General features: G+C 56.1%; 19 protein-coding genes and 5 pseudogenes. 7 read left to right on the top strand and 17 right to left on the bottom strand.

What is annotated here, in order from left to right; translation table 11 throughout:
* Positions 1 to 28: 28 nt before the first annotated feature.
* The 7 genes from tnpB to RHE_RS31110 form a co-directional block, all read right to left on the bottom strand.
* The gene (gene tnpB / locus RHE_RS31135) at positions 29 to 373 is read right to left on the bottom strand and encodes an IS66 family insertion sequence element accessory protein TnpB (RefSeq protein ID WP_011053349.1); all 345 of its coding nucleotides are present in this window, start codon (positions 371 to 373) and stop codon (positions 29 to 31) included.
* The gene (locus tag RHE_RS32820; RefSeq protein ID WP_092755364.1) at positions 370 to 717 is read right to left on the bottom strand and encodes a transposase; all 348 of its coding nucleotides are present in this window, start codon (positions 715 to 717) and stop codon (positions 370 to 372) included. Before RHE_RS32820 ends, tnpB begins: the two co-directional genes overlap by 4 nt.
* A gap of 246 nt (positions 718 to 963) precedes the next feature.
* Positions 964 to 1293, bottom strand: coding sequence for a hypothetical protein (locus RHE_RS31130; protein WP_004672714.1), 330 nt, complete (start codon positions 1291 to 1293; stop codon positions 964 to 966).
* 5 nt (positions 1294 to 1298) lie between these two features.
* On the bottom strand, positions 1299 to 1748 hold the full coding sequence (locus RHE_RS31125; RefSeq protein WP_244425858.1) for a hypothetical protein: 450 nt from the start codon (positions 1746 to 1748) through the stop codon (positions 1299 to 1301).
* Positions 1749 to 1871: 123 nt separating this feature from the next.
* Positions 1872 to 3140 (bottom strand): radical SAM/SPASM domain-containing protein, encoded by a 1269-nt coding sequence (locus tag RHE_RS31120; protein ID WP_011053496.1) that lies wholly within the window; start codon positions 3138 to 3140, stop codon positions 1872 to 1874.
* A 31-nt stretch (positions 3141 to 3171) separates the two neighbouring features.
* A complete protein-coding gene (locus RHE_RS31115; protein WP_004672710.1) occupies positions 3172 to 3726 on the bottom strand; it encodes an adenine phosphoribosyltransferase in 555 nt (184 codons plus the stop codon).
* A gap of 286 nt (positions 3727 to 4012) precedes the next feature.
* Positions 4013 to 4468 (bottom strand): phasin, encoded by a 456-nt coding sequence (locus RHE_RS31110; protein WP_018247122.1) that lies wholly within the window; start codon positions 4466 to 4468, stop codon positions 4013 to 4015.
* Between the two features lie 900 nt (positions 4469 to 5368).
* Here RHE_RS31110 and RHE_RS31105 point away from each other — a divergent pair.
* From RHE_RS31105 to RHE_RS31095, 3 genes are all read left to right on the top strand, one after another.
* Positions 5369 to 6142: an aquaporin gene (locus RHE_RS31105; protein WP_004677031.1), complete on the top strand. Its 774-nt coding sequence runs from the start codon at positions 5369 to 5371 to the stop codon at positions 6140 to 6142.
* An 873-nt stretch (positions 6143 to 7015) separates the two neighbouring features.
* Positions 7016 to 8128: a nodulation factor fucose acetyltransferase NolL gene (gene nolL, locus RHE_RS31100; protein WP_309506638.1), complete on the top strand. Its 1113-nt coding sequence runs from the start codon at positions 7016 to 7018 to the stop codon at positions 8126 to 8128.
* Between the two features lie 1678 nt (positions 8129 to 9806).
* Positions 9807 to 10292, top strand: coding sequence for a NifX-associated nitrogen fixation protein (locus RHE_RS31095; RefSeq protein ID WP_004677039.1), 486 nt, complete (start codon positions 9807 to 9809; stop codon positions 10290 to 10292).
* A 369-nt stretch (positions 10293 to 10661) separates the two neighbouring features.
* On the opposite strand, the pseudogene RHE_RS31090 reads toward RHE_RS31095, so the two are convergent.
* The 5 genes and pseudogenes from RHE_RS31090 to RHE_RS34820 form a co-directional block, all read right to left on the bottom strand.
* Positions 10662 to 11144 (bottom strand): annotated as a pseudogene (locus tag RHE_RS31090) (IS3-like element ISRel21 family transposase); the annotation flags it as partial.
* A gap of 108 nt (positions 11145 to 11252) precedes the next feature.
* On the bottom strand, positions 11253 to 13400 hold the full coding sequence (locus tag RHE_RS31085) for a peptidase domain-containing ABC transporter (RefSeq protein WP_004676279.1): 2148 nt from the start codon (positions 13398 to 13400) through the stop codon (positions 11253 to 11255).
* A 27-nt stretch (positions 13401 to 13427) separates the two neighbouring features.
* Positions 13428 to 14513 carry an HlyD family secretion protein gene (locus tag RHE_RS31080; RefSeq protein ID WP_008533948.1) on the bottom strand — a complete coding sequence of 362 codons (1086 nt, stop codon included), beginning with the start codon at positions 14511 to 14513 and terminating at the stop codon, positions 13428 to 13430.
* Between the two features lie 114 nt (positions 14514 to 14627).
* A complete protein-coding gene (locus RHE_RS34940; protein WP_004676277.1) occupies positions 14628 to 14753 on the bottom strand; it encodes a hypothetical protein in 126 nt (41 codons plus the stop codon).
* Between the two features lie 432 nt (positions 14754 to 15185).
* Positions 15186 to 15570: pseudogene (locus RHE_RS34820) on the bottom strand (Tn3 family transposase); the annotation flags it as partial.
* Positions 15571 to 16303: 733 nt separating this feature from the next.
* Between RHE_RS34820 and RHE_RS31065 the strand changes: the two are divergent.
* A pseudogene (locus RHE_RS31065) lies at positions 16304 to 17322 on the top strand (IS3-like element ISRel21 family transposase); the annotation flags it as partial.
* A 23-nt stretch (positions 17323 to 17345) separates the two neighbouring features.
* Here the strand turns inward: RHE_RS31065 and RHE_RS31060 are convergent.
* The 3 genes from RHE_RS31060 to RHE_RS34030 form a co-directional block, all read right to left on the bottom strand.
* Positions 17346 to 19409 carry a recombinase family protein gene (locus tag RHE_RS31060; RefSeq protein ID WP_011053488.1) on the bottom strand — a complete coding sequence of 688 codons (2064 nt, stop codon included), beginning with the start codon at positions 19407 to 19409 and terminating at the stop codon, positions 17346 to 17348.
* The gene (locus tag RHE_RS31055) at positions 19399 to 19596 is read right to left on the bottom strand and encodes a hypothetical protein (protein WP_011053487.1); all 198 of its coding nucleotides are present in this window, start codon (positions 19594 to 19596) and stop codon (positions 19399 to 19401) included. The genes RHE_RS31060 and RHE_RS31055 overlap by 11 nt, the downstream gene beginning before the upstream one ends.
* A 565-nt stretch (positions 19597 to 20161) precedes the next feature.
* A complete protein-coding gene (locus tag RHE_RS34030; RefSeq protein ID WP_011053486.1) occupies positions 20162 to 20704 on the bottom strand; it encodes a hypothetical protein in 543 nt (180 codons plus the stop codon).
* 354 nt (positions 20705 to 21058) lie between these two features.
* Between RHE_RS34030 and RHE_RS31045 the strand changes: the two genes are divergently transcribed.
* Positions 21059 to 21754 carry a DUF6875 domain-containing protein gene (locus tag RHE_RS31045; RefSeq protein ID WP_004677746.1) on the top strand — a complete coding sequence of 232 codons (696 nt, stop codon included), beginning with the start codon at positions 21059 to 21061 and terminating at the stop codon, positions 21752 to 21754.
* A gap of 85 nt (positions 21755 to 21839) precedes the next feature.
* Positions 21840 to 22361 carry an aminoacyl-tRNA deacylase gene (locus tag RHE_RS31040; protein ID WP_004677747.1) on the top strand — a complete coding sequence of 174 codons (522 nt, stop codon included), beginning with the start codon at positions 21840 to 21842 and terminating at the stop codon, positions 22359 to 22361.
* Positions 22362 to 22516: 155 nt separating this feature from the next.
* On the opposite strand, the pseudogene RHE_RS31035 reads toward RHE_RS31040, so the two are convergent.
* Positions 22517 to 22966: pseudogene (locus tag RHE_RS31035) on the bottom strand (IS3 family transposase); the annotation flags it as partial.
* 100 nt (positions 22967 to 23066) lie between these two features.
* Between RHE_RS31035 and RHE_RS33160 the strand changes: the two are divergent.
* A protein-coding gene (locus RHE_RS33160; protein ID WP_086005067.1) for an IS5-like element ISRel13 family transposase occupies positions 23067 to 23827 on the top strand; the annotation gives its coding sequence in 2 pieces (ribosomal slippage) (positions 23067 to 23394 and positions 23394 to 23827; 762 coding nt in all).
* Between the two features lie 19 nt (positions 23828 to 23846).
* Here the strand turns inward: RHE_RS33160 and RHE_RS31020 are convergent.
* A pseudogene (locus tag RHE_RS31020) lies at positions 23847 to 24107 on the bottom strand (transposase); the annotation flags it as partial.
* Positions 24108 to 24150: the final 43 nt, after the last annotated feature.

Here is a 24150-nt window from a genome sequence, read left to right as displayed (position 1 = left end):
GGCGGTTGATTCACTTCGCCGCAGCCCTTTACCCAACAATCTCCGGCGGCTTCACCGCCACTGAGCGCACCCGTTTCCAGTCCATGCCGTCAACGAGCGCCATGAGCTGAGCGTGATTGAGCTGCACCCGGTTGTGGCCGATCCGCGGCCAGCAGAACTGCGCCTTCTCCAACCGCTTGGAATAGAGGCAGACCCCTGATCCATCCCACCAGACGATCTTGACCCGGTCCGCCCGCTTCGCCCGGAAGACATAAAGCGAGCCATTGAACGGATCACTGCCGGCGTCGCGCACCAGCGACAGCAAACTGTCCGGCCCTTTACGAAAGTCGATGGGGTGACTGGCGAGGAAGACCTTTACACCTGCGGGGATCATGCTGAGCGAACTGCCCGGATGACACGCTGCAGATGAGCTTCGTCCACATCGGCGGGAGCGCGCACGACGACATCGCCAATCAGAACTTCGATTATCGCGCCGTCGGCAGATGGCGTGACTGCCTTATGACCGATCGGCGCTATGTTCTCCTTGTGAGAGCCCAGGGCGGCGCGACGCCAGCCAAACAGTTGTGACGGATGGATATCAAGCCGACGTGCGATCGCTGACACGCTCGAGCCAGGCTCGAGTGCCTCTGCAACTGCACGCGCTTTAAAATCGTCCGACCAGCGCCGCCGAAGCTGCCGAGGCGCGCCCTCAAATCGGTCCGCAACAGCCTCGATCATATGAAAAGTTCTAGTTCCAGAGCTAGGCGCAGACATAGAAGCTCACAGCAGTTCATCGTGTCCGCTACCGATAGCCGACCGCTAAGCTGCTTCGCCAGATGGGGTCTGCTTGTCGCTTACCCTTGCAGAGACGGACCAAACGCTCTTCATCCTCGGGTCGTAGGTAGGCCCGGCAGGTGATCAGCAAAATAGAGTCTTCTGGTGACAACCGAAGCATCGCGGAGACTCCTGATACGGCTGCGTGATTTATTTCGAACTTTCCGGGCTGCCGAATTCGGCTAGTGTCTGCCTCAGGTCGGCGAACTGTTGTTCGAAGGAAGCGAAACTCTGGTCGACGTTTTGTCCAAGCAACTGTTCAAGGCTGAGCGTTTCTTCAGCGCGTTCCTCTTGTCCAGACATAAGCTTGTAAACCGAACTTACCGGCAGCAATCGCGACAAGAGTTCACCACCGCGGCCCGTCTGGGCGCTGTCCCGAATTTGCCGGATGCAACTTTCGGCAAGCAATCCGTCAATCACGATTACCAGCTTGCCATCCTCTTCGTCAACGGCGTAGCCAAACAGTCGGGAACTAGCCATTGCCGCTACCTCTGAACCTTCTTGAGGTCTTCCACTTCACTGCGTATCTGCAGCAATTGTGCCTGAGCCGAGAGAAGTTTGGCGAATGCGGCGGTAACCGCCTTTGCCGATTGTGTGTCGGAACCAGTCATCCTAACCGGTCCTCGCCCAATGCGGCGTCCTACAAGACCTGAATCGGCGGCGCGCGGCCAATTGGCTTTGCCAAATTTCTTCGAGGCGGTTATATCAACGTAGTAGTCTTGTAGTTCGCCGTTAGCAGCGAGTGAGCCGGATTTCGACCGTTGCGATCTGCGTGACACCTTTAGCGATTGCTCTAATTTTACAAGGCCAGCCGTCAATTGCTGAGCTTGGTCATCCAAACCCGCCTGCAGCCGGGCGAGTCCTTCCGCAAGACGAGAAATCACCTGGGCTTGCTGGGCGGCTGCTTTGTTGCCGGATCGTATCGTTGTTCGCAAGTGTGTGCGCCACACCCGCCGCACCTCGGAAAGCTCTGCTCATCCTCAATCCTCCACGTTATTTTTGTTGACCTGGTTAAATTACGTCGTCGACACAGCAATTATTACGTCGCGCCTCCTGCGTTAGTGAGTGTGTTGCGCAGCAGCCGCGATTTCCTCCGAGAAGTTATAGACAGGAGCTTCGGCGGCGGGCCGACGCTCTTTCGCTATAACTCCGCGGCGGTAGGTGGAATCTTTCGTCGGGTCCACCAGGGCGTACTCCGGAAAACCTCCGTTATTGTAAAGTTCCTGGCACAGCGGATAGGGCGCGTCCTTTTCACCATAGTGCGACCAGCTACTCATCTTGCAGACGCCGCGACAGACTGGATAAAACACGCACTTGCCGCAGACGCCCTTAACCTCGCCACTCACCACCTCGCGTAGCTCATGGAAGAACGGGCTGTTGCGCCAGATTTCCATCAAGGGCATTTCGAAGGCATTGCCGGCGATCATTTCCGGATCATCGTAGGAGGCACTGCACATCGAAACTTGTCCGTTCGACAGTATGCCCAGTACGTTGTCGCCCCAACCGCAAGTATGCACGCCGTTCAGATACTTGAGAGGCATCAGAGCCGGCGGCAGAGTCATGTATGCAGCGCCACTCTCAAAATGGGGAGATTTCAAAAGATCGCCTATCAGTAGCTTGCATTCCTCCAAGCTTATCGCATTGTCCTCATGGCTGCGCGCGTTGCCCATCGGATGTATGTTGAGCAGCGTCCGATGCTTCTTGATGCCCCAGCCGAGCACCAAATCTATAATCGAAATCACCTTGTCATAGTTGTTGCGATAGGCAGTCGTCGTTACCACCGTAGAGATGTCAGTTTTTCCAAGCCGCTGCAGGACAATCGCAGTCTTGGCGAACGCACCCGATTTTGCTCTGAAAGCGTCGTGCGCCTCTGGGTCGAAATGGTCGAGGCTGATGAAGACCGTCAAATTGGGGAGCCTACTTAGCTGCTCGATCGTGAACTCGTCAAAGAGGGTTCCATTCGTCTCGAAAACCAGCTCCTTCAGCCCACAGGATGCGAGATATTCCATGACTGCCATGAATTCCTTGTGAACCATCGGTTCACCCCCGGAAACCTTAACCTTGCGCAGCCCATTGGGTAGTGCTTGCTCGATCAGTCCTTGGATCGCCTCCAGGTTGAAATCAATGCCCTTGGCCTTGGGCCCGACGCCTGCGATATAACAGTGGTGGCATCCCAAATTGCACTTGCGGGTTAGAAACAGATAGATCGTTTTAATTTCGTTTTCCGAGACGACTCGTTTCGAAAGTTCACTTGTGACGAGGGCCTGTAGCGTCTGACTGGCTACATGCACGTCCTGCGGTGTCGAAAGCCAATCAGGGGTATTCATGCGCTTGCCTCCTTACGTCTATGTTGCTGCGCTAGCACGTCATCGCACTGATCACTGGTGCGTCGTCCAATTGACGCCTGCCTTTCAAAACTTCGATTTCGAGTATGAATGCGTATCCGGCGATCTCTCCGCCTTGGGACTTGACAAAATTCCCAGTCGCCCGAGCAGTGCCACCCGTCGCTAGAAGGTCATCAGCAATCAGGCATCGCAGGCCGTCACCGATGAGGCCGGCAGTTACCTCCAGGGTTCCGGAGCAGTATTCACAGCTGTATTCAAATGAGAGGACGTCCCCCGGCAGTTTACCGGGTTTCCTTACCATGATGAAACCGCAACCGAGCCTATCAGCCAATGAGGCGCCCAAGATGAAACCACGCGCATCAACCGCCAAAATGGCATCGATTTCTGTTCCCGACACTTGGCTTGCGACGGTAGAAACGACTTCGCCCAATGCACCTCTACCAGCCAGCATAGGCGCTATATCCTTGAACAAGATCCCGCCTATCGGAAAGTTAGGAAATTCTCGTAATGCTTCTACACCGGATTGGTTAATCCGTGACGCCCCGCTATTTGGAACAGCTACAATCATTTTACTATCCCCCACATGTAACCATCTAAGAGCCTCGTAAGGTGCGATGGCCTCGCGCACTTTGTGGCCAGCCACCAGATGAGGCCCTGGCAAGCTTATCAGCGGCGGCCGCCGCCGCGCCTACCACGTTCCTCCGGGCCGGCACGGGTCCGCTCTCTGACCAGATCACGCCGGAATTCGCCAGCGCCGCGAACAGATGAAACATCAGTCGGCCGCATAATGTTGTCTCCTCGAAAGCGGCTCCGATCATGATTCGTCCAGCCCTGATCTTAGTGCCGAGTCTACTTTACGTCGCTTTGGGGTTCGTCAGGACCTTGTCAAAAGCATCCTTGACCGGCTTTGAGATTTCCTCCACCGCCCTGCTTGAGAGCTCCCGGACTTCCTTGGCGTGCTGCAAACTTGTCTCAACGCGCTTGCGGAAAAAGGTCGACTGCTGTTCGAGGATCTGCGACGGCGAATTCGCGCCCAGCAAAGCTTGCAAATGTGAGAAGCCGGCCTCGGCGTCGGCTTGCAGTGCAGCGATCGTCTTCCACCACAATTCGTTGCCGAATAGACTTGTCGTTTCGAGGATCGGAGGCAGCATTTTCTGTGTCGCTTCAGCGCCGGACGCAAATTTCAAAAGAGCCTCTGTCACCTGCTTGTTCCCCTTTTCAACGGATGCGCCGAACTGATCTGGCACCTTGAGCGGCGATGACCCCGGGTTTTCGATCGTTTCAAATGATCTTTCGGAAATCTTGGTCATTGCATTTTCCTTCTCTTTGAGTTGGTTGCAAGCTGTGACATCGGGATTGACCCCTTCCGCCGGCGGACTATGCATGGCCGCTTTGGTAGAACGCGGATCCGATGACGAACGGTCAGGTGGCCTCCGTTCCGTTCGTTTCATGAACCGGCATCATGCAGACTGCTTTCTGCCGCTTGTAACCAGGGATCAGCAAACACCATGCCAACTGCTCCGACGCGCCAAGAAGATGATTTTCTTTTATCAATGGGCGGGTTGAGGGCAGGTTGATGTGTATTTGACGGAGAGACCGGCGAACAAAACGTTCCAATCACGACAAACCTGACAAAAGTGGCGGATGCCCGACATTTGCGAGAAATGTCGACGGTTGCGCTGGGGACAAGGGAATTCACGTGGACTTCAAATCGCGCCAAGGATCATGTGCCTGTTCGTGGCTAAGGGGCGTTACTCGACTTCTCGTGAACGTCCCTGGCGGTCTTATCAACCCTTGTCCTGGTTCCTGCTTTGCACCACCTTCCGCTTGGAGCCATGAAGAGGGTCGTTGTTTCGATAATTTGAGGATGGGCTGCTTGGCGATTTGTTCGTAGCCCAGCTCGGGTCCATACGTCTCGGTACGGTTCGCCTGCCTATCCTGTTCACGGCACTTTCGAACATAAGACCGAACGTCATCAGAGCGATCGCTGTGATGCGCAACATATTTCATTTGGTACGACGTTTGCTGGTGATCGGTGACGCTGGTTGACCATAGGCTCTGATGCCGATCTCGTCGGACAAGGACGCAATTGAAGTCAACTACGGAGGTTTTCGGGACCTGACACGATGATTGGTTCGGTGCATGCGGAACGCTTGGCGGCACGAGGATGACACCGAAAAGTACGTGGGGTCAAATCAATGGAGTGAAAAATGAAAAAGTATGTTTGCGAATTCTTCGGGACCTTCACACTTGTCTTCCTCGGCTGCGGCACATTGCTTTATATGCGTCAAGAGGTGGGCCTGTTGGGTGTCGCTTTAGCCTTCGGGACGACCGTGGTTGCAATGGCCTACACGATTGGCCCAGTCTCGGGCGCGCATCTCAATCCGGCGGTCAGCCTGGGTTTCCTCGTGTCGCGCCGATTGAGAGTGTGGGACTTTCTCGCGTATGTCTCCGCCCAATGTGCAGGAGCTATCGCGGCGGCAGGCACGCTCTACCTTATCGCTATGAACAAGGTCGGCGGTTACGATATCACCCTAGAAGGTTTCGCCCAAACCGGCTGGGTAGTCTACGGATGGAGAGCTGCGTTCCTATTCGAGTTTATCGCCACGTTCCTGTTCGTAACTGTATTCCTCAAATGCACGGCTGGACGCGGCGCTGTTGCACGATTGGCGATTGGACTTGCCTTAGTTGCGATCCACCTTGGCGGTATCACCGTTTCGGGTTCTTCTGTGAATCCAGCACGATCGATCGGCCCAGCACTTTTCGCAGGAGGGGCGGCACTCTCTCAACTCTGGCTTTATATATGTGCGCCAATGCTCGGCGCTATTGCGGCCGGCCTTCTTCAGCTCAGGGGGATCGTCGCGTCAAGCGAGCCGCAAAGTCTGCGCCAATTTGAATCGCGCGAAATGACCAGCGACATATCCAGCCCGGTTTCATTCTTTCGCCACCGAAGGAGAGGTATCCCAAAAAGGGAAAGCCACTGATCGAGGAGGGGGTCTCGACCTTGACAGGGGAGCGCATCCCCAGACACTCGCCGTTGCATCCCGCATATCTTGACGCTTACTGCGATCTTCCTACGGATTGGGACCACGGTCGTCTCTGACGTATCGACAAACGTCGCATACGGATCGACAATGGCAGCCCAACGTCCAGCTATCATTGGCGGCGATCCAAAACGGCGGCGATCGCGGCCAAAGCCTCGTGTATCGCGATACTCACCGACCTTCCGCTCAAGGTTGTCAAGGGTCCGCGATACTCATCCATACCGCAGATGCGTGTCATTAGGAGCATGAATTTTACAATGGTGAGGCTGCCATATAGGACACGTTGGGCGGCGGATCTAATGGAGCAAATCTCCAGCGTCTGGGGGGTTGCGCTGGGGTGCCGATCCACACCCAAGCGCCGGTAGGTGATAGACGATACCCACAGCGGCTAGGAGCCATTGAATCGGCAATATGTTCTTTTGATACGGTGTCGCGCAAGTTTGGCATGGAGAATCATATGCAATCGCAACAATAGCCGAGTGCAGAGTCAAGCAGCGCTACTTGCATACGCGCAAATGTCCGTTAGAAGATTTCGACGACGTGGCAGCCCAAGCAGTTGCGCGGCAGCGAGTTTAGGCGGGGCGTACGTTGCGGCGAAAAACAGCCAATGGACACGCCGAAAACGGCTACTGGGCCTAAGTCGCCACGGTCGCCCTGTGAACTTGGAACCCAGGCAAATTGTATGACCGTTGGCCGTCGTTCAGCATGCCGAAGTCGGAGCGCTGATCGGAAGCTGGATTAGCCTGCATGATGAACGAGAGGTTGGAAAATGCCGCTTTCAAAGGCTCCCGTAGGCATCGTGAGATGTTGAGAATGCGAGCAAGAATTGTAGGTGGAAAGACAGTGCCTGAGGCGCCAGAGGCCGACGATCGCGATCTAGCTTTAGACTTCGCCAAAGGAATACTCATTGTCTTGGTGATTTTCGGTCACCTGATACAATATATCTTTTACGAGGGTGATGGCTTCTGGGATTCGGCATGCTTCAAATCGATCTACATGTTTCACATGCCTCTCTTTATGGCGATAAGCGGATATCTCTCTAGATCAGGGCTACTAGGCAAATCGTTCAGGCAAGCCATCGGTGATCGCGCGCTGCAGCTCCTGGTGCCGACGCTGTTCTGGTGCACCCTTTTGGAGGCAGTCAAATTGCTCATGTTTCCCCGGCCGCCGGACGCACCTGGCAACCTGTTGCAATTCATGCACGATTTCGTCGGCACATACTGGTTCATCTGGGCTGCGTTTGCTTCTTTTCTTTTGGTCAAACTTATTTCGATCTTCAACTCCGGGTCGGCACGCTCTTTGCTTGTCTCATCCATACTGGTCGCAGTTGCCCCCGTGACGTTTTCTATATTCCCTCTCATAAAGTACACCTATCCCTTTTTCTGCATGGGATTTTCATTTGCGCAGTCGAGAGATTGGTGGACGAGCATAATGCGGTATCATAAGCCACTCCTGATGATGTCCGCCTCTATCGCGGCTAGCTTGTGCTTCATGGCGTGGCGCGAGGACACCTATGTCTACAACAATCTCGCCTTAATCCAGGATCTGCAGTCGGCAAAAGATATCCTTCTGATGTTTTTTGGCTCGACAGTGGCCTCTGCAGTGATGATCGAGATTCTGCTTCAATCCTGGAAAATTGGACGCTCGAACCGGGTGGTTCGCTTTATCGCCGTGGAAGTGGGGCAGAGCACGCTCGTGTTGTACCTGGTGCAGGCTACGGTATTCCGTCTCATGGATTTGATACAATACGGAGAACAATGGGCTCCCACAATGAGGTCTGGCGCGGCGGGAATTCTCGGGACGATGATCATTGCCGTAGCACTAGCAGTTCGCTGGAGCGTGCGCGACATTCCCTATCTGTCCCAGCTCATGCTTGGAACGCCACCCCGCCTCGTTCGTTTGCCGAGCAATCCTGCGAATAACTAGCGGTGTTCAATTCTCAACCTAAACTTCGTCAGCAAGCAAGCATGCCAAGGCACGCGTTAAGGGGCCCATTTTTAAAGGATCCTTTTGCACGAAGATCGGCTGAGGTCCGACTGATGTGCCAATCACGTATCGAGAATCCGCAAACCCCTCGCGCCCAATGCTCCGCGACGACGCGGGCGCTTGACCCCCAGGGTATCGACTCCACCCTCTTTGAGGTTGCCAAAGATTCGGTTTGCTTCGCACTTGTTTGGGGTCCGCTTGCCGCCAGGTCCCGTTGTCCCTGCTAAAATCGCGAGCGTTCGCTAAGGTACCAGAAACGCTTTTCCGGCCTGTGCTAAGCAATGACCGGAAACAGCGAGTATCGCCTCAGCGGTCACACCGAGGCAGCACTGCTCCATGACGGCCGCTGCCACAGTCATCCTCTTGCCGGCGCCGACGGTACCGGCCAGCTAGGTCGTGCCGGCAGCATGATCCCCCGGGTGCCGTGTTCTGGTGCGGATAGAGAGTGAACGCGGCCGACGCACGCCGGCAACTTAAGATACACGCCGGCGAGGCGCCCAGGGGCTGGTTGTTGAAACGGTCCTAAAACCTTGCGGCCGGTCGATCCGGTGGGCATCGGACCAGGACCCGGCCCTGAAGGGCCATCTGATCTTCGTGAGCTTCCCCTTTGCCGGCTACGTCTAACAGCCGTTCACTGTGGAAATTCAGAGCGTTGTTGAGCTGTCGCCGGCGTCGCGGGGGCCTATGCCGCATTCCATTTGCCCGCGGCATTCCCCCAAATGACGGCGCTAACTGTCGAGGAAGGGAGCTCCAGCCAGTGATGCATGCGGGTCTCGGAGTCCATCACTGGGAGGCGCTGTGATCGCCAAGCAAAGAAGATCGACCGGCTGCACCTCGGCAAGCGGCCGGACATTGCGCCCAATCCGCGAATTGAGAGCGGAGCGGCTTCGGCGGGTGTCATTTGTTGCTGACGTGGCCGGAGAATAGGCTTCCGCCGCTGCACCGGGATGCCATTTCTTCGATCCCCACCGCGTCTTGTCCGGTTCACGACAACGTTGTCCTCGATCAATTCTTCATGGGCTAGCTAAGAAGCTGGAAACAATACAGATGCCGTGTTCCGAACCTCAGCGGAGGAGACTGGCATGAGTCTTGAACTCCCAGAACTACGCGGCGGGCAATCGCCTGGTGGAACGTGTGGCGTCCGGTCGAAGTCGATTTGAACCTTGAAGGGAAAATACATGGCAGGTCTGCATCAGTTCGCACGGAAAAGGGGGTATCGGCAAGTACACGGCCTCTCAAGATACTCTCACTGTCCTTGTCGACCTCGAAAAGCTGATTCCACCCCCCGCCTGATCCTCAATTCGAAAGCCCGAGACACGGTTTTACACCTGGCGGCGAATAGGTTGGTTGAGGGTGGAGTTCGCGGCGAAACCTACCGCCACTGGACTATCGCGACGGGAATCTCGCTTGTGAAGCGCTTTTCGTCAAGCCCGCCAGCGTTGCCCGCCGCTTGCCGTTGTTGTTGCGGCCGCCCCGTTTCGAGGGGCCATGTCATTCGTCCGGGCCAAGTTGCGTCGCCACAGGTCCCATCTGCCGCACCATTTTAAGGGATGGTGTTACCGGAAGCGGGTGTGGCCCTTAGTCAAACCGCATCCAACACTCAGGAGGATTTTAACTGATGTCAAACGTCACCCCTGTCCCCAACAATGCTCGATTAGATGAGAAAGATGCTCTCGCCACGCCTTTCATTAAGTGCCTCTTGCGTCTGATGCGTGCTCAAGACACCTTTGAATTGTGGCAAGAGAAATCGGACACCGATTTGCTCTGTGATTTCATCGTGACGAGGCAGCAGCGTAGGGCGATTCCTCTCATCGGGGGACCTGACCTAGAGGTGCAGTGGCGGCTTGAGATCTTCTATGCCGCCGTAGCACTTGCTATAGAGGAGCAGTCCGGACTGATGGCGTCACCGGTGTTGACTGTGAACCATGAGGGATTCGGTCGGATATTACTCACGGCGGGGCGGCTCGTAGTACTCTCGAAGACGCTCCGCGACGTACATCGATTTGGCTTCGACAACCTCCAAAAGCTCGCCGAGGCGGGAACTGGCCTGGTCGATAATGGCTTAACAACAATTAAGACCTATTCAGATGTAGCGCGCGTTTAAGTGCGGTTGAAACGGCTCATATAGGGCGGAATTCTTCGCTAATCTGCCCAGCAATCAAGCAATCCGGGGGTGTGCCCTAGCGTTCTTGGCGCGGGGGGGGGGGGCGACATGGAGGAACCTGCATGACAGTGCGTTCACTACTCACTACGGCTCCTCTTTGGCTCCGGCGTATCTCACAAGCACTGATCAAGCGACGTGTATTGGCTGCGCCCCTTGTTTTCTGGTCTGCCAGTGTTCGGCAGGAAGGTAGGTGGTTGGCCTTCAAATGACCTGTCACCGAATTTTCATCCGGCGTCTGACCTGCCACTGAGAATTTCTGAACCGCTCCCAAACGTTGGACCACCGGATGCTAGAGTTTTCCGGCTTCATTCAGGGAGGCGGGCTGGTTGCGCCTCCCGAATTCACCAACGAGATCGGCACCTTGTTGCCGATCGCACCATGAGGTCTTTCCTCATTGTAGTATCTACGCCAATCCTCCATCTTTTCGCGGGCATCCGCAAGGGTCAGGAACCAATGCTGGTTCAGGCATTCTGCACGGAAGCGGCCATTGAACGCTTCGATGAAAGCATTATCAGTCGGCTTGCCGGGGCGTGAGAAGTCCAACGTCACACCCTTGGAATAGGCCCGCAGGTCCAAGTCGCGCGACACGAACTCGGTCCCTTGGTCGACACGGATCGTTTTCGGATAGCCGGCTTTTTGGCACACCCGTTCAAGGGTTTGCACAACGTCTTCGCCTCTATAGCTATGACGTGGATCAAGCACCGGCACGTAGCGCGAGAAGGTGTCGACCACCGTCAGCACGCGCAGTTTCTTACCCGTTGCGAGTTGGTCGTGAACGAAGTCCATCGCCCACGTTCCGATCACCGCCGCTTCAAGTTCACAGCCGACAATGTTGCCATGCTGCTTAACCGTGACGTTCACAACCGTTTTCAATCCTCGAGCCGACAGGGCCTACACGGATCACGACCTTGGCGCCCGCCATAATCGAGCGTAAGGGCCATCAGTTCTCACTAGGTCAGCGTGCTTTCCCTCCTCAATGACCCGCCCCTTGTCCAGGACCACAATATTGTCCGCCCCACGAACGGTGCTCAACCGATGAGTGATGACTATGATGGTCTTCCCAGCGCGAGACAGATCCTCAACAACCCGCAGCACAAATTCTTCGGCTGCCGAGTCCAGAGAGGAGGTCGCTTCGTCAAGGATTAGAACGTCGGGATCCCGGTACAGGGCCCGAGCCAATGCGAGGCGCTGCTTCTCACCTCCGGAGAGGCGAACCCCGTTCTCGCCCAGATGGGCCTGGAACCGCCCGGGCCAGCGCTCGATGCACTCCCGCAGTCCTATTCGATCACAGATGCGTACGATCTTATCGAACTCCGGTTCGAACTCGCCCAGGGCGATGTTCTCGATCACGGAACCGGAGAAGACGTCTATCGATTGCGGTACTGCAGCCATGACCTTGTGCAGTGATGCGCTCGAGAAATCCTGGAGGGCATATTGGCCGATCCGAATGCATCCATCCTCAAGCTGGTAGACATTCTGCAGCAGAGCCGCAAGGGTGCTTTTGCCCGAGCCGCTCTCACCCACGACGGCCGTCAACTCTCCTTGGCGAAAGGAGACGCTTAGATCGCTGAAAACCTCCGCCTGCGCGCCATAGCGGAATGTGACGTTCTCCAGGCGAATATCTCCGAGATCGGTCTTCGTAGCATCGATGCCGCTGCTGCTTGCCGACTCCAGTTCAAAGATCTCGAAAAGTCTATCCGCCGCGATAAACGCGTCTTGAACGATCCGGTTGGTCTGGATCAGGCGGGCGACCGGCCGGGTGATATAGCCAAGCAACGTATAGCAGGACAGCAATTCGCCGGGCGTGACGGCCTGTTCGAGCGCAAGCGTGGTTCCAAACCACATCAGCACGATGGTGAACAGGACCGACAGCAACGTCGAGGCGTTGTCGCCGCAGATTGAGATCAGCCCGGAGCTGTAGACGGAATGCAGCATCTTTACGAAGCGGGTCTCCATTTTGAAGTTTGCGAAGCTCTCGACGCCGGAAGTCTTAATGGTGGAGACAGCTCCGAGTGATTCTACCAGTTGCGCCTCGAGTTTGGCGTCATTTTCCATGATGACTCGTTGGAGATTTCGATTCATCCGATTGATGGCCCAATATACCAGGATGTACATTGGAATGGCGAGCGCCACGATCAAAGCAATATTCCAGGAATAGATGAACATCATTCCGAACGAGAACAGTATCATTAAAATGTCAACAAACATGTTTATCGAAACGTCGTTCAGGAAGCTCCTGATTTTCACAGCGTCGTTCATGCGCGACACGATTTCTCCCATGCGCATGCTATCGAAGAACTTCTGGGGCAGGGCCAGGATGTGATTGTAATAGCCGAGGATCAAGCATACGTCGATCTTCTGCCCCGTCTGCAGGACGAGTCGGCCTCTTAGGAGGTTGATCAGGATCTGTATCGCTAGGATCAGCAGCATTGCGATGCTCATCAAGTTGAGCAGGTTGCGGTTTCCCGCTGGGATCACGTGATCAACGATCTTCTGAACGTAGATCGCCGTCGAGAGACTGAGGACGGTCGTCACAAGAGCGCCGACGAGAGCCTGCGCCATCACCGTGCGGTGTGGCGCGAGTAGGCGGGCGAATCGGGCGAGGGGCGACGTGGTCTCGTCTCGACGATTGAATGTGTCTGCCGGAACCAGCAAAACCAGAACGCCGGTCCATTGCTCCATGAATTCCTGATGCGGCACTTTGCAGATTTCGCCCAAGGCCGGGTCCATGACGATGACCCACTTGGCGTCGATCGCATGGACCACTACGAAATGGTGCAGGTCCTCCTTGACGACGTGCGCGATAGCGGGCTTGGGGATCTTGTACAGGCTGTCGAAGCCACCTTTGACGCCTTTCGCGATGAAGCCCAGCTTCTGCGCCGCTTCCGTGAGCCCCAGCACACTCGTACCGGAGCGGTCGGTCGACGCATACTGGCGGATGCGCGCCAATGGCAACTTGTAGCCATAGAAGGCTGCGACAGATGCGAGGCTGGCGGCGCCGCAATCCGTGATGTCACGCTGTTTGAACTTAATGGCCTTACTCGACATGGAGGCTCGCTGGCTGTTGGGACAATATTAGCGCCCCGCCAGCATCGGGTTGAGCCAATCGTCTGCCTCGTCGTAGAGCAGTTGCAGGAGAGTGCGATTGGCCAACAGAAAGCGAGCCCGCACGGTCATGCCTTTCTTCAGGTGGCCGATGGCCCCGCTTTTCAGCGCGAGTTCGCTGCGAGAGAGCGCGCACTGGACCTTGAAGACCGGGTTCCCGTCATGCAGAGTGAAGTCCTGCGCCACCTCGACCACCCTTGCTTTGATGACACCCCATTGGTTGTAGTTAAAGGCATCCACTTGGAGCCGCACCGGCTGACCAGGCTGCACAAAGCCAATGTCGTTGGGGGAGACGTAGATTTCCGCCACCAGATCGTCGTTCGGCGAGATCCAACCAACGGTTTGCCCGCTCTGCACGTAGCTTCCGTGCGCGAGGCCGGAGAACTGCTCGAGAGCACCCGATACTGGGGCGCGGATGCGGTGCAGGTCCCGTTCGTGCTCGAGCTGATGCAAGGTGGCCGTGAGTTCCTTTAAGCGCAGGTTAGCATCAAGGAGCTTCTGGTTCCAATCAGCGGTTTTGCGTCGCACGAGGATCTCGCCTTGGACCTCGATATTTTGGAGAGCGAAAGCCTTCTCGTCAACGGTCTTCGCCGGCGCCGCAGCAGCCGAGACAAGTCGCTTTGCGCGGTCGAGTTCCGCCGCGGCGTTACTGCGCGCATTTTGGTTCTCGCGCAGCAAGTTGAGAAAATGCACCCTTTCAGCCGTCGCGGATTCGGTTTGGAGGGGGGGCGAGACGCTGAGCCTTGCGCCGGAAGAAATCAGCGTTTGGAAGTCATGGGCAAGATCGCTCTTGGCATGAATGTCGGCTAAAACCCCGCTGAGCTTTTCCTCGATTACATGATCGTCAAAGGCGATTATTTCCTTCCCCTTAGCAACGACATCGTTCTCAAAGGCAAGGACACGGGAGATGCGTCCGGAGACGGGCGCTATCAGGGGCGTCTTCTCCACGATCGGGCGAATAGTACCGACACTCTGCATGGAGACCGGTATGGTAACGAGTGGCAGTGAGCCAAATGCCGCGGCGACGAAGAGCAAGATCGCCCTATAAATGCTCAAGGATCGTCCTGATCGTCGCGCCAGTATGCTTTCTGCGATGCAGCTGGCCGTTTCAGCAGAAAGGGGAACTGCTAGTCTGTAGTCACTAGGAGCCATCGAGAGCCAGCTCGCTTATCAACCAAACAAGTGTCCGTAACGTCGCAAAAACAAGTAAACCCAAAAATACCAACCTCCGGAGGTTTCAGCTGCTTCTTGAGGGGTTAATTCGGTTACACGATAGGCTGCCATGTTGTTCATCATTGGTGTCTCCGTTCAGAGCTGGATTGAGAAGATGCCAAGGTCCCCGTTGGGAGCTCCTAGCGGCGCGCAACAAAAAGGTTCAAGATTCGTGCCAATGCAGAAGGAGCGAAAAGCATCAGAAAACTGTTCTGTATGTTATTCAATGGCTGCCCTAGAGCGCCGAGACGTGCCAAACCGCACATCACGCTGTCGCAAGCACGACAAACCGAGTAGGGTTCTGAATGAACGTCCTGAACAGGATCGACAGCTCCAAAGTTCGGTGGCGACGGTACAGTTGAGACTCGGCGCTCAGTAAGCGCGCCCCCATCCGCGTAGCCCCCATCGAGTTTGCCGTCGATTTTTGTTGCTGCTGATTCACTCTGAAACCTGGTGAATTGTTGGTGGCCCTCCGCACGATAGTGGGCGCGGATGCGCCGCTTGGTGCCGCGGGCCGTCGCCTTGCGCTGTGGCGGCAAATAATAGGCCGTCGCTCGAAGCCGGAGTGCCCATGGATCGGTAACCCCGCCTGCGCCTCGACCACCCTGGCTAGCGCCCGGTCGTAGGCTTCGCTCTCGACATGCCACTGTCGAACACGGATTAACACCCACAAGGTGTGGGTGTCTGTGGCATCGGCCATCATGCGCAGGCCAAAGCTAGTCTCTTCTGCGAGGATGACGTTCATCGCAGGGCGCTCCTGTACGCAGATGACTGAATGCTTCGCAGAAGCCAGTCGCAGCATCCACGTCTGGACGTCGCCTTCGCAATCGAGCCGCCCGGAATCGTAACAGCCCGAGCTGGCGCGGCCAAGCTCGCGTAACCGGATGTCGAGGTGAGCTTGAGATTTGCCAGCTATCCTCCTGTCGCAACGGCCCCGCGAGACGATCGCTGTCGGCCACAGCCTGGGCCGGAACAAGTGCAGGTCTGAGATCGCCATAGCGTCGGGACCCGCCCAAGCATTGCCCAATAGGTCTCGTGTTTCTTTTCGCATCCGGTGGATCTTTTACTTGACACATCCGGCCATAGCATCTGCCAATAGGGACAAGGCCACGCCCTGGTAAACGTGAAATACGGCAGGATGCTAGGCCTTCAGGCCTACAGCCAGGTCTCGGATCGATACGGGTCGATCCGTCTGTCGTCCTCGTCGATCAGACGCTTGAGCCATTCCAGCGCCGCGATGGCGGACCCGATGTGCTGCATTGTTCCGGAATTCGAGCAGGCTCAGCAGCCTCGGCAACATGCGTGGATAATGAAATGCCGTAGGAGGAACGTGGCACCGCCTGGGCTCGCTGCTTAGGAACCGCCAGTCTCGTATTTGCGGACCAGAGCCGAAAGTATCGCCTGTTCGGCAATTTCGGCACCGCTCCGTCGAGGGCCTTGATCGCGGACCCGGCGATGCGAGCCAAAAGGCGCTCCTCGCTGGCCCCTTTTCAATTTCTTGGCGATCGAGGCGACGACCCTACGTTCCCATTCGCCACCATCTTGTGCACTTTGATCTGAACCCTTCAAACTGGACCAGTTTTGGTTAGAGTTTTCCGGTGCATTTTCCTGGCTGGGAAAGGGACCAGAAGACGATGAAAGCGTCGCAGTTTTCGGACGCTCAGAAGGCGTTCATTCTGAAGCAAGGTGATGAAGGCGTGTCGGTTGCTGAAATCTGCAGGAAGGCGGGGATCAGCCAGGCGACTTATTTCAACTGGAAGAAAAAATACGCGGGCATGCTGCCACCGGAGATGAAGAGGCTGAAACAGCTCGAGGACGAGAATTCGCGCCTGAAGAAGATCGTCGCGGATCTGACGCTGGACCGCGAGATGTTGCAGGATGTCATCCGCCGAAAGCTCTAAGGCCTGCTCGGAAGCGGGAGATGGTGAAAGGCATGTGCTGCGATTGGGCGATCTCGATCCGACGTGCTTGTGGAGCGTTGAACTTCGATCGATCAACTCACCACTATACCTCTCGCCGTGCTGATCAGGCCGGTCTGGAACGTCGTATTCGCGAGATCTGCGAGATCCGTGTGCGGTACGGCTATCGCCGCGTGCATGTGCTGTTGGAACGCGAGGGTTGGGGCACCAACATCAAGCGAACCTACCGCATTTACAGGGACTTGGGGCTACAGTTGCGGAACAAGACACCGAAGCGGGGGGTAAAAGCCAAGCTTCGCGAGGATCGGCACATGGCCGTCGGACCCAACGACGTCTGGGCGATGGACTTCGTTCACGACCAACTCGCAACGGGTAAGAAACTGCGCGTGCTGACGGTGGTCGACACCTTCTCGCGCTACGTGCCGGTGCTTGATCCACGTCATAGCTATAGAGGCGAAGACGTTGTGCAAACCCTTGAACGGGTGTGCCAAAAAGCCGGCTATCCGAAAACGATCCGTGTCGACCAAGGGACCGAGTTCGTGTCGCGCGACTTGGACCTGTGGGCCTATTCCAAGGGTGTGACGTTGGACTTCTCACGCCCCGGCAAGCCGACTGATAATGCTTTCATCGAAGCGTTCAATGGCCGCTTCCGTGCAGAATGCCTGAACCAGCATTGGTTCCTGACCCTTGCGGATGCCCGCGAAAAGATGGAGGATTGGCGTAGATACTACAATCCTGTTTCATAACTCCCATCTTCCTATGTCATCGAAAGGAATAGATTTTCCTGATCTGGAGGCGATCCCGCGGGGTGGCGAGGGTTCTTCCGTACACGATCGAGAATCTGACGTGCTTGCGGGGTCGCGAGTTTGGAACGGCTGAAGATCCATGGGCCATCGGGTAGCGGATGAGCCCCCTTAATATCGCCAGCCTCGGCCGCCAGACGCAGCGTCTTTGGCGATATCCCGAGTAACTTCGCCGCACCGCCCAGATTAAGCCATGGCTCAACCCCGTCGATCTGCGGACGGAAGACCGGAATCTTGCGATATGACCTCAGCGCGGTGACCCGCTCCCGTGTCCAGCGATTGCCATTGCCGGTCGTCAGTCCGTTGCGATTGAGGACACCGGCAATCACATCATCATTGGCGATCAAGACGAGCTGTTTCACAGCGTCGACAATGTCGTCAGGGGTCGCATTTCTTTGGCCACGGTGTCGCTTCGGCAGGCGCAGTTCGGTGTGGACGCCTCCAACCCAATGAATGACGAGGACGATCTCAGAGGTTCCATCATCGAGATCGGCGACCACTTCATTGATGAGCGTGCGCACGATGCGCTTCTTCAGCCTTGCATCGGTTGTCGGCGCCGTCCAGACGGCGCGAAGGTTTCCCGCAAGTGCGGTTACCTGTGATGCGGACATGGGGAACGGATGCGGCGTAACTGTCCGATGTTTGGCAATCTTGGCCTCGATCTCACCGACGCCAGTCAGCGCCTTGTTCCAGCGTGCTTCCAGCTCCGACGTCACCAGCCTATTCTCCGGATCAGCCGCGTCATATTGCCGGAATGCCCGGTCGGCTACATAGCGTGCTGCCTCGAGGTCGCGCATCAGGGCATCCTGAACCTGATCGCGTTGGTTGGCCATATTGCGTTCCGCCTCGACGGCGGCGGCAATGGCTCCTGGCTCGACCACGCCGAGAAGTGCCTCTTCGATCGCGTCATCGACCCGCAGACCGCCGAAGGCGATGCAACGTGGTTCGCCGTTGTCGAGCAACCCTCGCCAACAGGAATAGCGCGGGATGTTATGGTTGGCTCCTGTGTAACGAACCGTCAGCTTCCGGCCGCACCTTTTGCAGCGGAACAGGCCGGCAAGCAGAGCGCCGCCATGCTTCGGCGCTCCATGATGGCGACTGGCCGGTACATTGTCGCTGACCATCTTGCGGATCTCCTCCGCCCGTTCCCAACTGATGTAACCTTCGTGCGCATCCGGGATCAGCGCCAGCCATTCATCACGCGCCTTGCGGCGAATTCCAGATCGGCCATCGTATCCTGGTACGGAACGACTCTTACCATAAGCATAAGCGCCGCCGTAGATCGGGTTCGCAATCATCCGGTGGATGGTGGCATAATTTGGCCTGCGCCAGATGACGTCACCGTTGGCGCACCTGACGGGCAGGTCCAATCCCTGCTCAAGGAACCATAGCAAGGCCTGCCGGGCACTCCCGAGTTCGGTGACCTTGTCGAAGACGAGTGCGATGGCTTCCTGGATGCGCCGATTGGGATCCTTCTCGATCCTGTCACCGGCCTTTACGAAGCCGGCCGGAACAGTGACGACGAGTTCACCGCGGCGAGCCTTCTCATAGCGGGCGGAAAGGGAACGCTGACGCAAGAGATCGAGTTCATACTCGTTGAGGCTGCCCTTCAAACCCAAGAGCAGGCGGTCGTTGCCCTGGCGGGGCGCATAAACTGCTTCCTGGTCGACCAGGACGGTATCGACAACGCGGCACATCTCGATGAGTTGCTGCCAATCGCGGCTGTTCCGGGCGAAGCGCGATACCTCACGCGCGGCCACGGCGCCTACCTTGCCAAGGCAGACTTCCGCCACCATCCGATCAAATCCAGCGCGGGTCACGCCGCCGGCGGCCGAACGACCAAGGTCGTCATCCACCGTCTCTATATGTGACCATCCAAGCGCTGCCAGACGGTCGCGCATGGCGTACTGGAGGGCGCTGCTCTCTCGATTGTGCAGAACCTGGTGAGCCGAGGACTGCCGAACATAGAGGATGGCCTTCCGCTCCAGATGATGCGGCGCGATCTTCTCATGCATCATGACCGGCCTCCTTCTGTTGGCAGGCATGTCCGCACTTTGCGTGATCGACGAACAGCCGCACGATGAGCACCGTCAACGCTTGGCGGGTCTCCTCCGGCAACTCCGACCATTGCGGCGTCCCTGCCGTCTTCCCCCGCTGCGGGGCCGAGAACAGATCGAACTGGCATGTCATGGGCTGGCGAGGCATGAACATCTCTCCGACTCGTTTCGTGAGAGACCAATGCTGCGCCCATTACCGAAGATTGCGATGAGGCATCAGCGTCCTTCAGCAATCTTGCCAAAGAATGCAGGCTTGCGAGATCGACGTGCGGGACCGCCAGGCTGCGCCAACAACCACTCACTGATCGGTCGAACATCCACGACGGGACCTCAAGAAGTCGACCAGAAGAAGAACCAGAAAGGCTGCAGCGGAAAATATGCGTCCCTTTAGACACCGCCTCATGCACGTGAACAAGCCGTCCGGACCAGGGATGCCACGGATACAGAAGCTCGCGAACCTCGGTCCCGTGGGTGTTCTGTCGTCGTGTTGTACAATGAGGAAAGACCTCATGCCGCCGAACTTCCCGCGCAGTTTCTTGGCCGAAACGACGATACAGCCGCTCCCCCTAGCAGCGCCTGCACCGGCCGTCAGGCCGGTTAAGCGAAGCGGGTTACCTCGATGAAGCTTGTTTACGGAGGAAACATTTGATTGATGAAAGGATAAACGCGCGCGAGACCGGCTTCTTACTTTTGCTTTCCCACAATAAAACTCGCTAAAATTTCCTGGCTTTTCGATCGACTCTCTTTTGAGAGGAACCCACAGGTGCCCCAGAAGACGCTGGCGATTTATCAATAGATGAAGAACTTGCCGTTGCCATCCCTTCCTCAGGAAGCGTAGCTACTTGAGCGGCACTGTCAATCGCTCTACGGCAGTCATCAAGGAAGTCAGCTATATATTCATTGACATAGACAACCAACGGCTCCTTTGGAACAACAATCAGACGCCGTTTGTCCGTTTTATCCCGAGTGATGTCGATGAACCCACGCAAATGCGCTGCCTCGACATACTTTTGGCAAACAGTCTGGTTTTTGAAAGGCAGATAGCGACACGCCTGCATCTTCGTCATGGGTTTGTTATTGGCGTCCATATGATATACTTTAAGCATCAATCCAAGAATATTCCTCAGGAATAGTTTTTCTTCGGAATTTTCGCTAAAGAGATCTGACAAAAACGAGTCAATTTTCTCAAGCTTATGCTTTACGCCGACGTCGATCTGTTCTGGCGTATATATTTTTCTTCGTGTTGTCTTCGCCACGGCCACGCCTCTGCGCAATGGGTCGTTCTGTTTTCACCCAAAGCCTGTTACCGGATCCCATCGCGGCGACATTTATCATATGTATGTCTTCATAACTACGACGAATATAAGAATTTGCGGGCGGTCGTGAGACTAACCTTCATCGTGCACGAGCCCCCGCTCTTGTTTTCACATCCATTTAAAAAAACAGTTACACAAGTGTAACTACGAGTGCTATCAAAAATTCGGGAGCTTCGCTTCCGATGGAAGGTCGGTCTCTTGATTGGCCCCCGACCAGCTCGCCCGCCGCCCGAGCTGGCATGCAAGAGCCCGACCTTCCGTTTTGCACGTGGCTTTTCGAACCAGGGATCCGAAATGAATAAAGAGATTTGGAAAGATTACAGCCAACCTTTCGGGACGATTGGTCCATTGATGACAGTGGGCGAAATTCTGGAAAAGAATATTGATGCGGGATACAACGCCTATGATGAGTATGCAAACGCAGCTCTTCAGAAATTTGCTCGGTATGCCTCAGAATTCCTCTCCAATCCACATCCTCATTTAGGTCGGGACGGGAGCGTTTGCCCTTTCGTTCCCGAGGCTCTGACGAAGGGGCTTTTACGGGTTGCCGCGTCGCAAGCTGTTGCAGTTGACGAAATCGAAAACGATTTGGCGCGTATGCTCGCCGTCTTCAGCCAGATGAAACCCGTAAAGTCCTTCAACGATCGAACGGGCGACTGGATCTATAAGGCCATTATCATTGCCCTTCCTGGAATACAGGATGAAGGAGAGATCATCAGGATTGGTCAACTGCAAAAACGGCTGAAGCCCGACTTCATTCAGGAAGGTTTCATGATCGGTGAATTTTATCCAGGTTGCCCGGAGCCCGGTTTGCACAACAGGATGTTTCGACCGCTCGACACAACGGTTCCAGCCTTGGCTATTCGGCATATCACCAAATATGATGCTCCTTTCATGCTCGATAGCGATAAGTGCCTGGAGGCTTACTTCAGTATTTTTGGGAACGAGGGTCGCCGCCGCATTAGGCAGCTTTTGGAGCGAACCGCCTGAAACTTACTCGCAAGAGGGCTGTACTCGCAGTCGCTGAAACAGCTATCCTCGATCGTCCTACCAGGTGAACCGGAAGGAAACGACTATGTTGGACGTTCATCCGAACGTACTTGCTGAACTGCACCAGATCGGAGCGTCGACGGTACGATTGTGGCGCTATAGTGAGTTCGCCACCCCTATTACATCTCCTTCCGATTTAGCCTCTGCTATCGGCGTTCCCGTGGGGCGCGTTGCAAAGACGATGATTATTGCCGAGCAGAAAGCGAACGATGTGATGCGCCGGTCTCATCCTGCGCGCCACCTTTGTGCCGTTTTGCTGCCATCACCTTCAAAGATTGACATGAAAGCGGTTGCTGGCACGTATGGATGGAAACGAGCCGAGCTTGCTCAGAAAGAACAGGTACTCGATCTCTTCGGCTACCCGTCAGGAAGCGTATCACCATTCGGTCTCCAGAAGATCGCTGTACTGATCGACACCGCCCTTTTTTCTTATCCTACCGTAGTCACAGGTGCGGGCAAGGTTGGAGTCGAGCTTGAGATCGACACAAGCATGCTTTGGAAGATCGGGCAGCCGTTACAGACGCGTGGACGGGCCAGTCAAACCTAACGCCTCGTCACCTTTCATAGAGATGCCGTGAGGTAGGTTATTTCTTCGGGAAAGGAAATGCGGTTCCACGTAACGGCGCCTCGATTAGAGAATGAGGGTTCAATACGTATGTTGCGTAATCGGACTCATAGTGCGCACTATAACGAAAATCGTCACACCCGTCCCAACGTCTGCACGACATCTTCACCTCGATAGCTGTGAGGCGGATCAAGCGCGGGAACATAGCGTGAGAAGGTGGCGACCACCGTCAGGACCCGCAGTTTCTTTCCGGTTGCGAGCTGGTCGTGCACGAAGTCCATCGCCCACACGTCATTTGGTCCGACAGCCATTTGCCGATCCTCGCGAAGTTTCGCCTTAACACGGCGCTTCCGAGTCTTATTCCGCAGCTGCAGTCCCAAGTCCCTGTAAATGCGATAGGTTCGCTTGATGTTGGTGCCCCAACCCTCGCGTTCCAAAAGCACATGCACGCGACGATAGCCGTAGCGCACCCGCGCTTACAGGTCTAGACCGGCCTCGGCGCGGCGAGAGATGTAGTGATCGGTCGACCGATCGAAGTTCAACGCGCCACAGGCACGCCGGATCGAGATCGCCCAATCGCGGCACATGACACCACCTCCCGCTACCCCTCAGGCCTTAGGCGGTGTGGACTCTTGGGATTCCCAAGGCTGAGCAAATCAGATTCAAGACTGTCTTTTGGAGGCAGTCATGGGTGTTTTGGATCGTCTGATCCTTCGGGACGAGCAGTGGGAGCGGATATCGCACCACATCATTGGTGACGAGCGCACACGCGGTTCGTCCGGCCGCGACAACCGCATGTTTATGGAAGCGGTGCTTTGGATTGTGCGAACGGGCTCGCCCTGGCGCGATCTGCCAGAAGTGTTCGGCGAGTGGAACAGTGTCTTCCGTCGTTTCAGCCGCTGGAGCCGGAAGGGCATCTGGTGGCGCATATTCGAGGCGATGGCGGACGATCCAGACTTCGAGTACTTGATTGTTGATTCCACCATCATCCGCGCCCATCAGCACGCTGCCGGCGCAAAAAAGGGGCTGAAGATCAAGCCCTTGGCCGCTCCCGCGGCGGATTGAGCACCAAGATCCACATGGCCGTGCGGGGTCTCGGTTGCCCGGTCCGCTTCACATTGACCGCAGGCCAGAAGGGCGATGCGCCGCAAGCCGACGCCCTGATCGAGGGCCTACCCGCCGACATCATCATGGCCGATACCGCCTATGACAGCAATCACCTGCGCAATGCCATCGCCGATAAGGGCGCCGTGGCAGTGATCCCCAACAATCCTTCGAGTGCGCGAAAATACCCGCTCGACAAACATCTCTATGCTCAGCGACACCTGATCGAATGCTGCTTTTCTAAACTCAAGCAGTTCAGAAGGGTCGCGACGCGCTTCGAGAAAACCGCCGAAAACTACCTCGCCGTCGTCACTATCGCGGCGACAATGCTATGGATCAGATAACTGTCCACACGACCTAGAGCTTTCGGCGGATGGCGTCCTGCAGCATCTCACGGTCCAACGTCAGATCCGCGACGATCTTCTTCAATCGCGAATTCCCGTCCTCAAGCTGCTTGCGCCTCTTCATCTCTGGCGGCAACATGCCGGCGTACTTTTTCTTCCAGTTGAAGTAAGTCGTCTGACTGATCCCCGCCTTGCGACAAATCTCCGCGATCGAGACGCCCTCATCACCCTGCTTCAAAATGAACGCCTTCTGAGCGTCCGAAAACTGCGATGCCTTCATCGTGTTCCGTTCCTTTTCCCAGCCAGGAAAATGCACCGGAAAA

This window comes from Rhizobium etli CFN 42, from assembly GCF_000092045.1.
Lineage (GTDB): Bacteria > Pseudomonadota > Alphaproteobacteria > Rhizobiales > Rhizobiaceae > Rhizobium > Rhizobium etli.
This window is presented reverse-complemented; position numbering and strand designations above follow the sequence as displayed.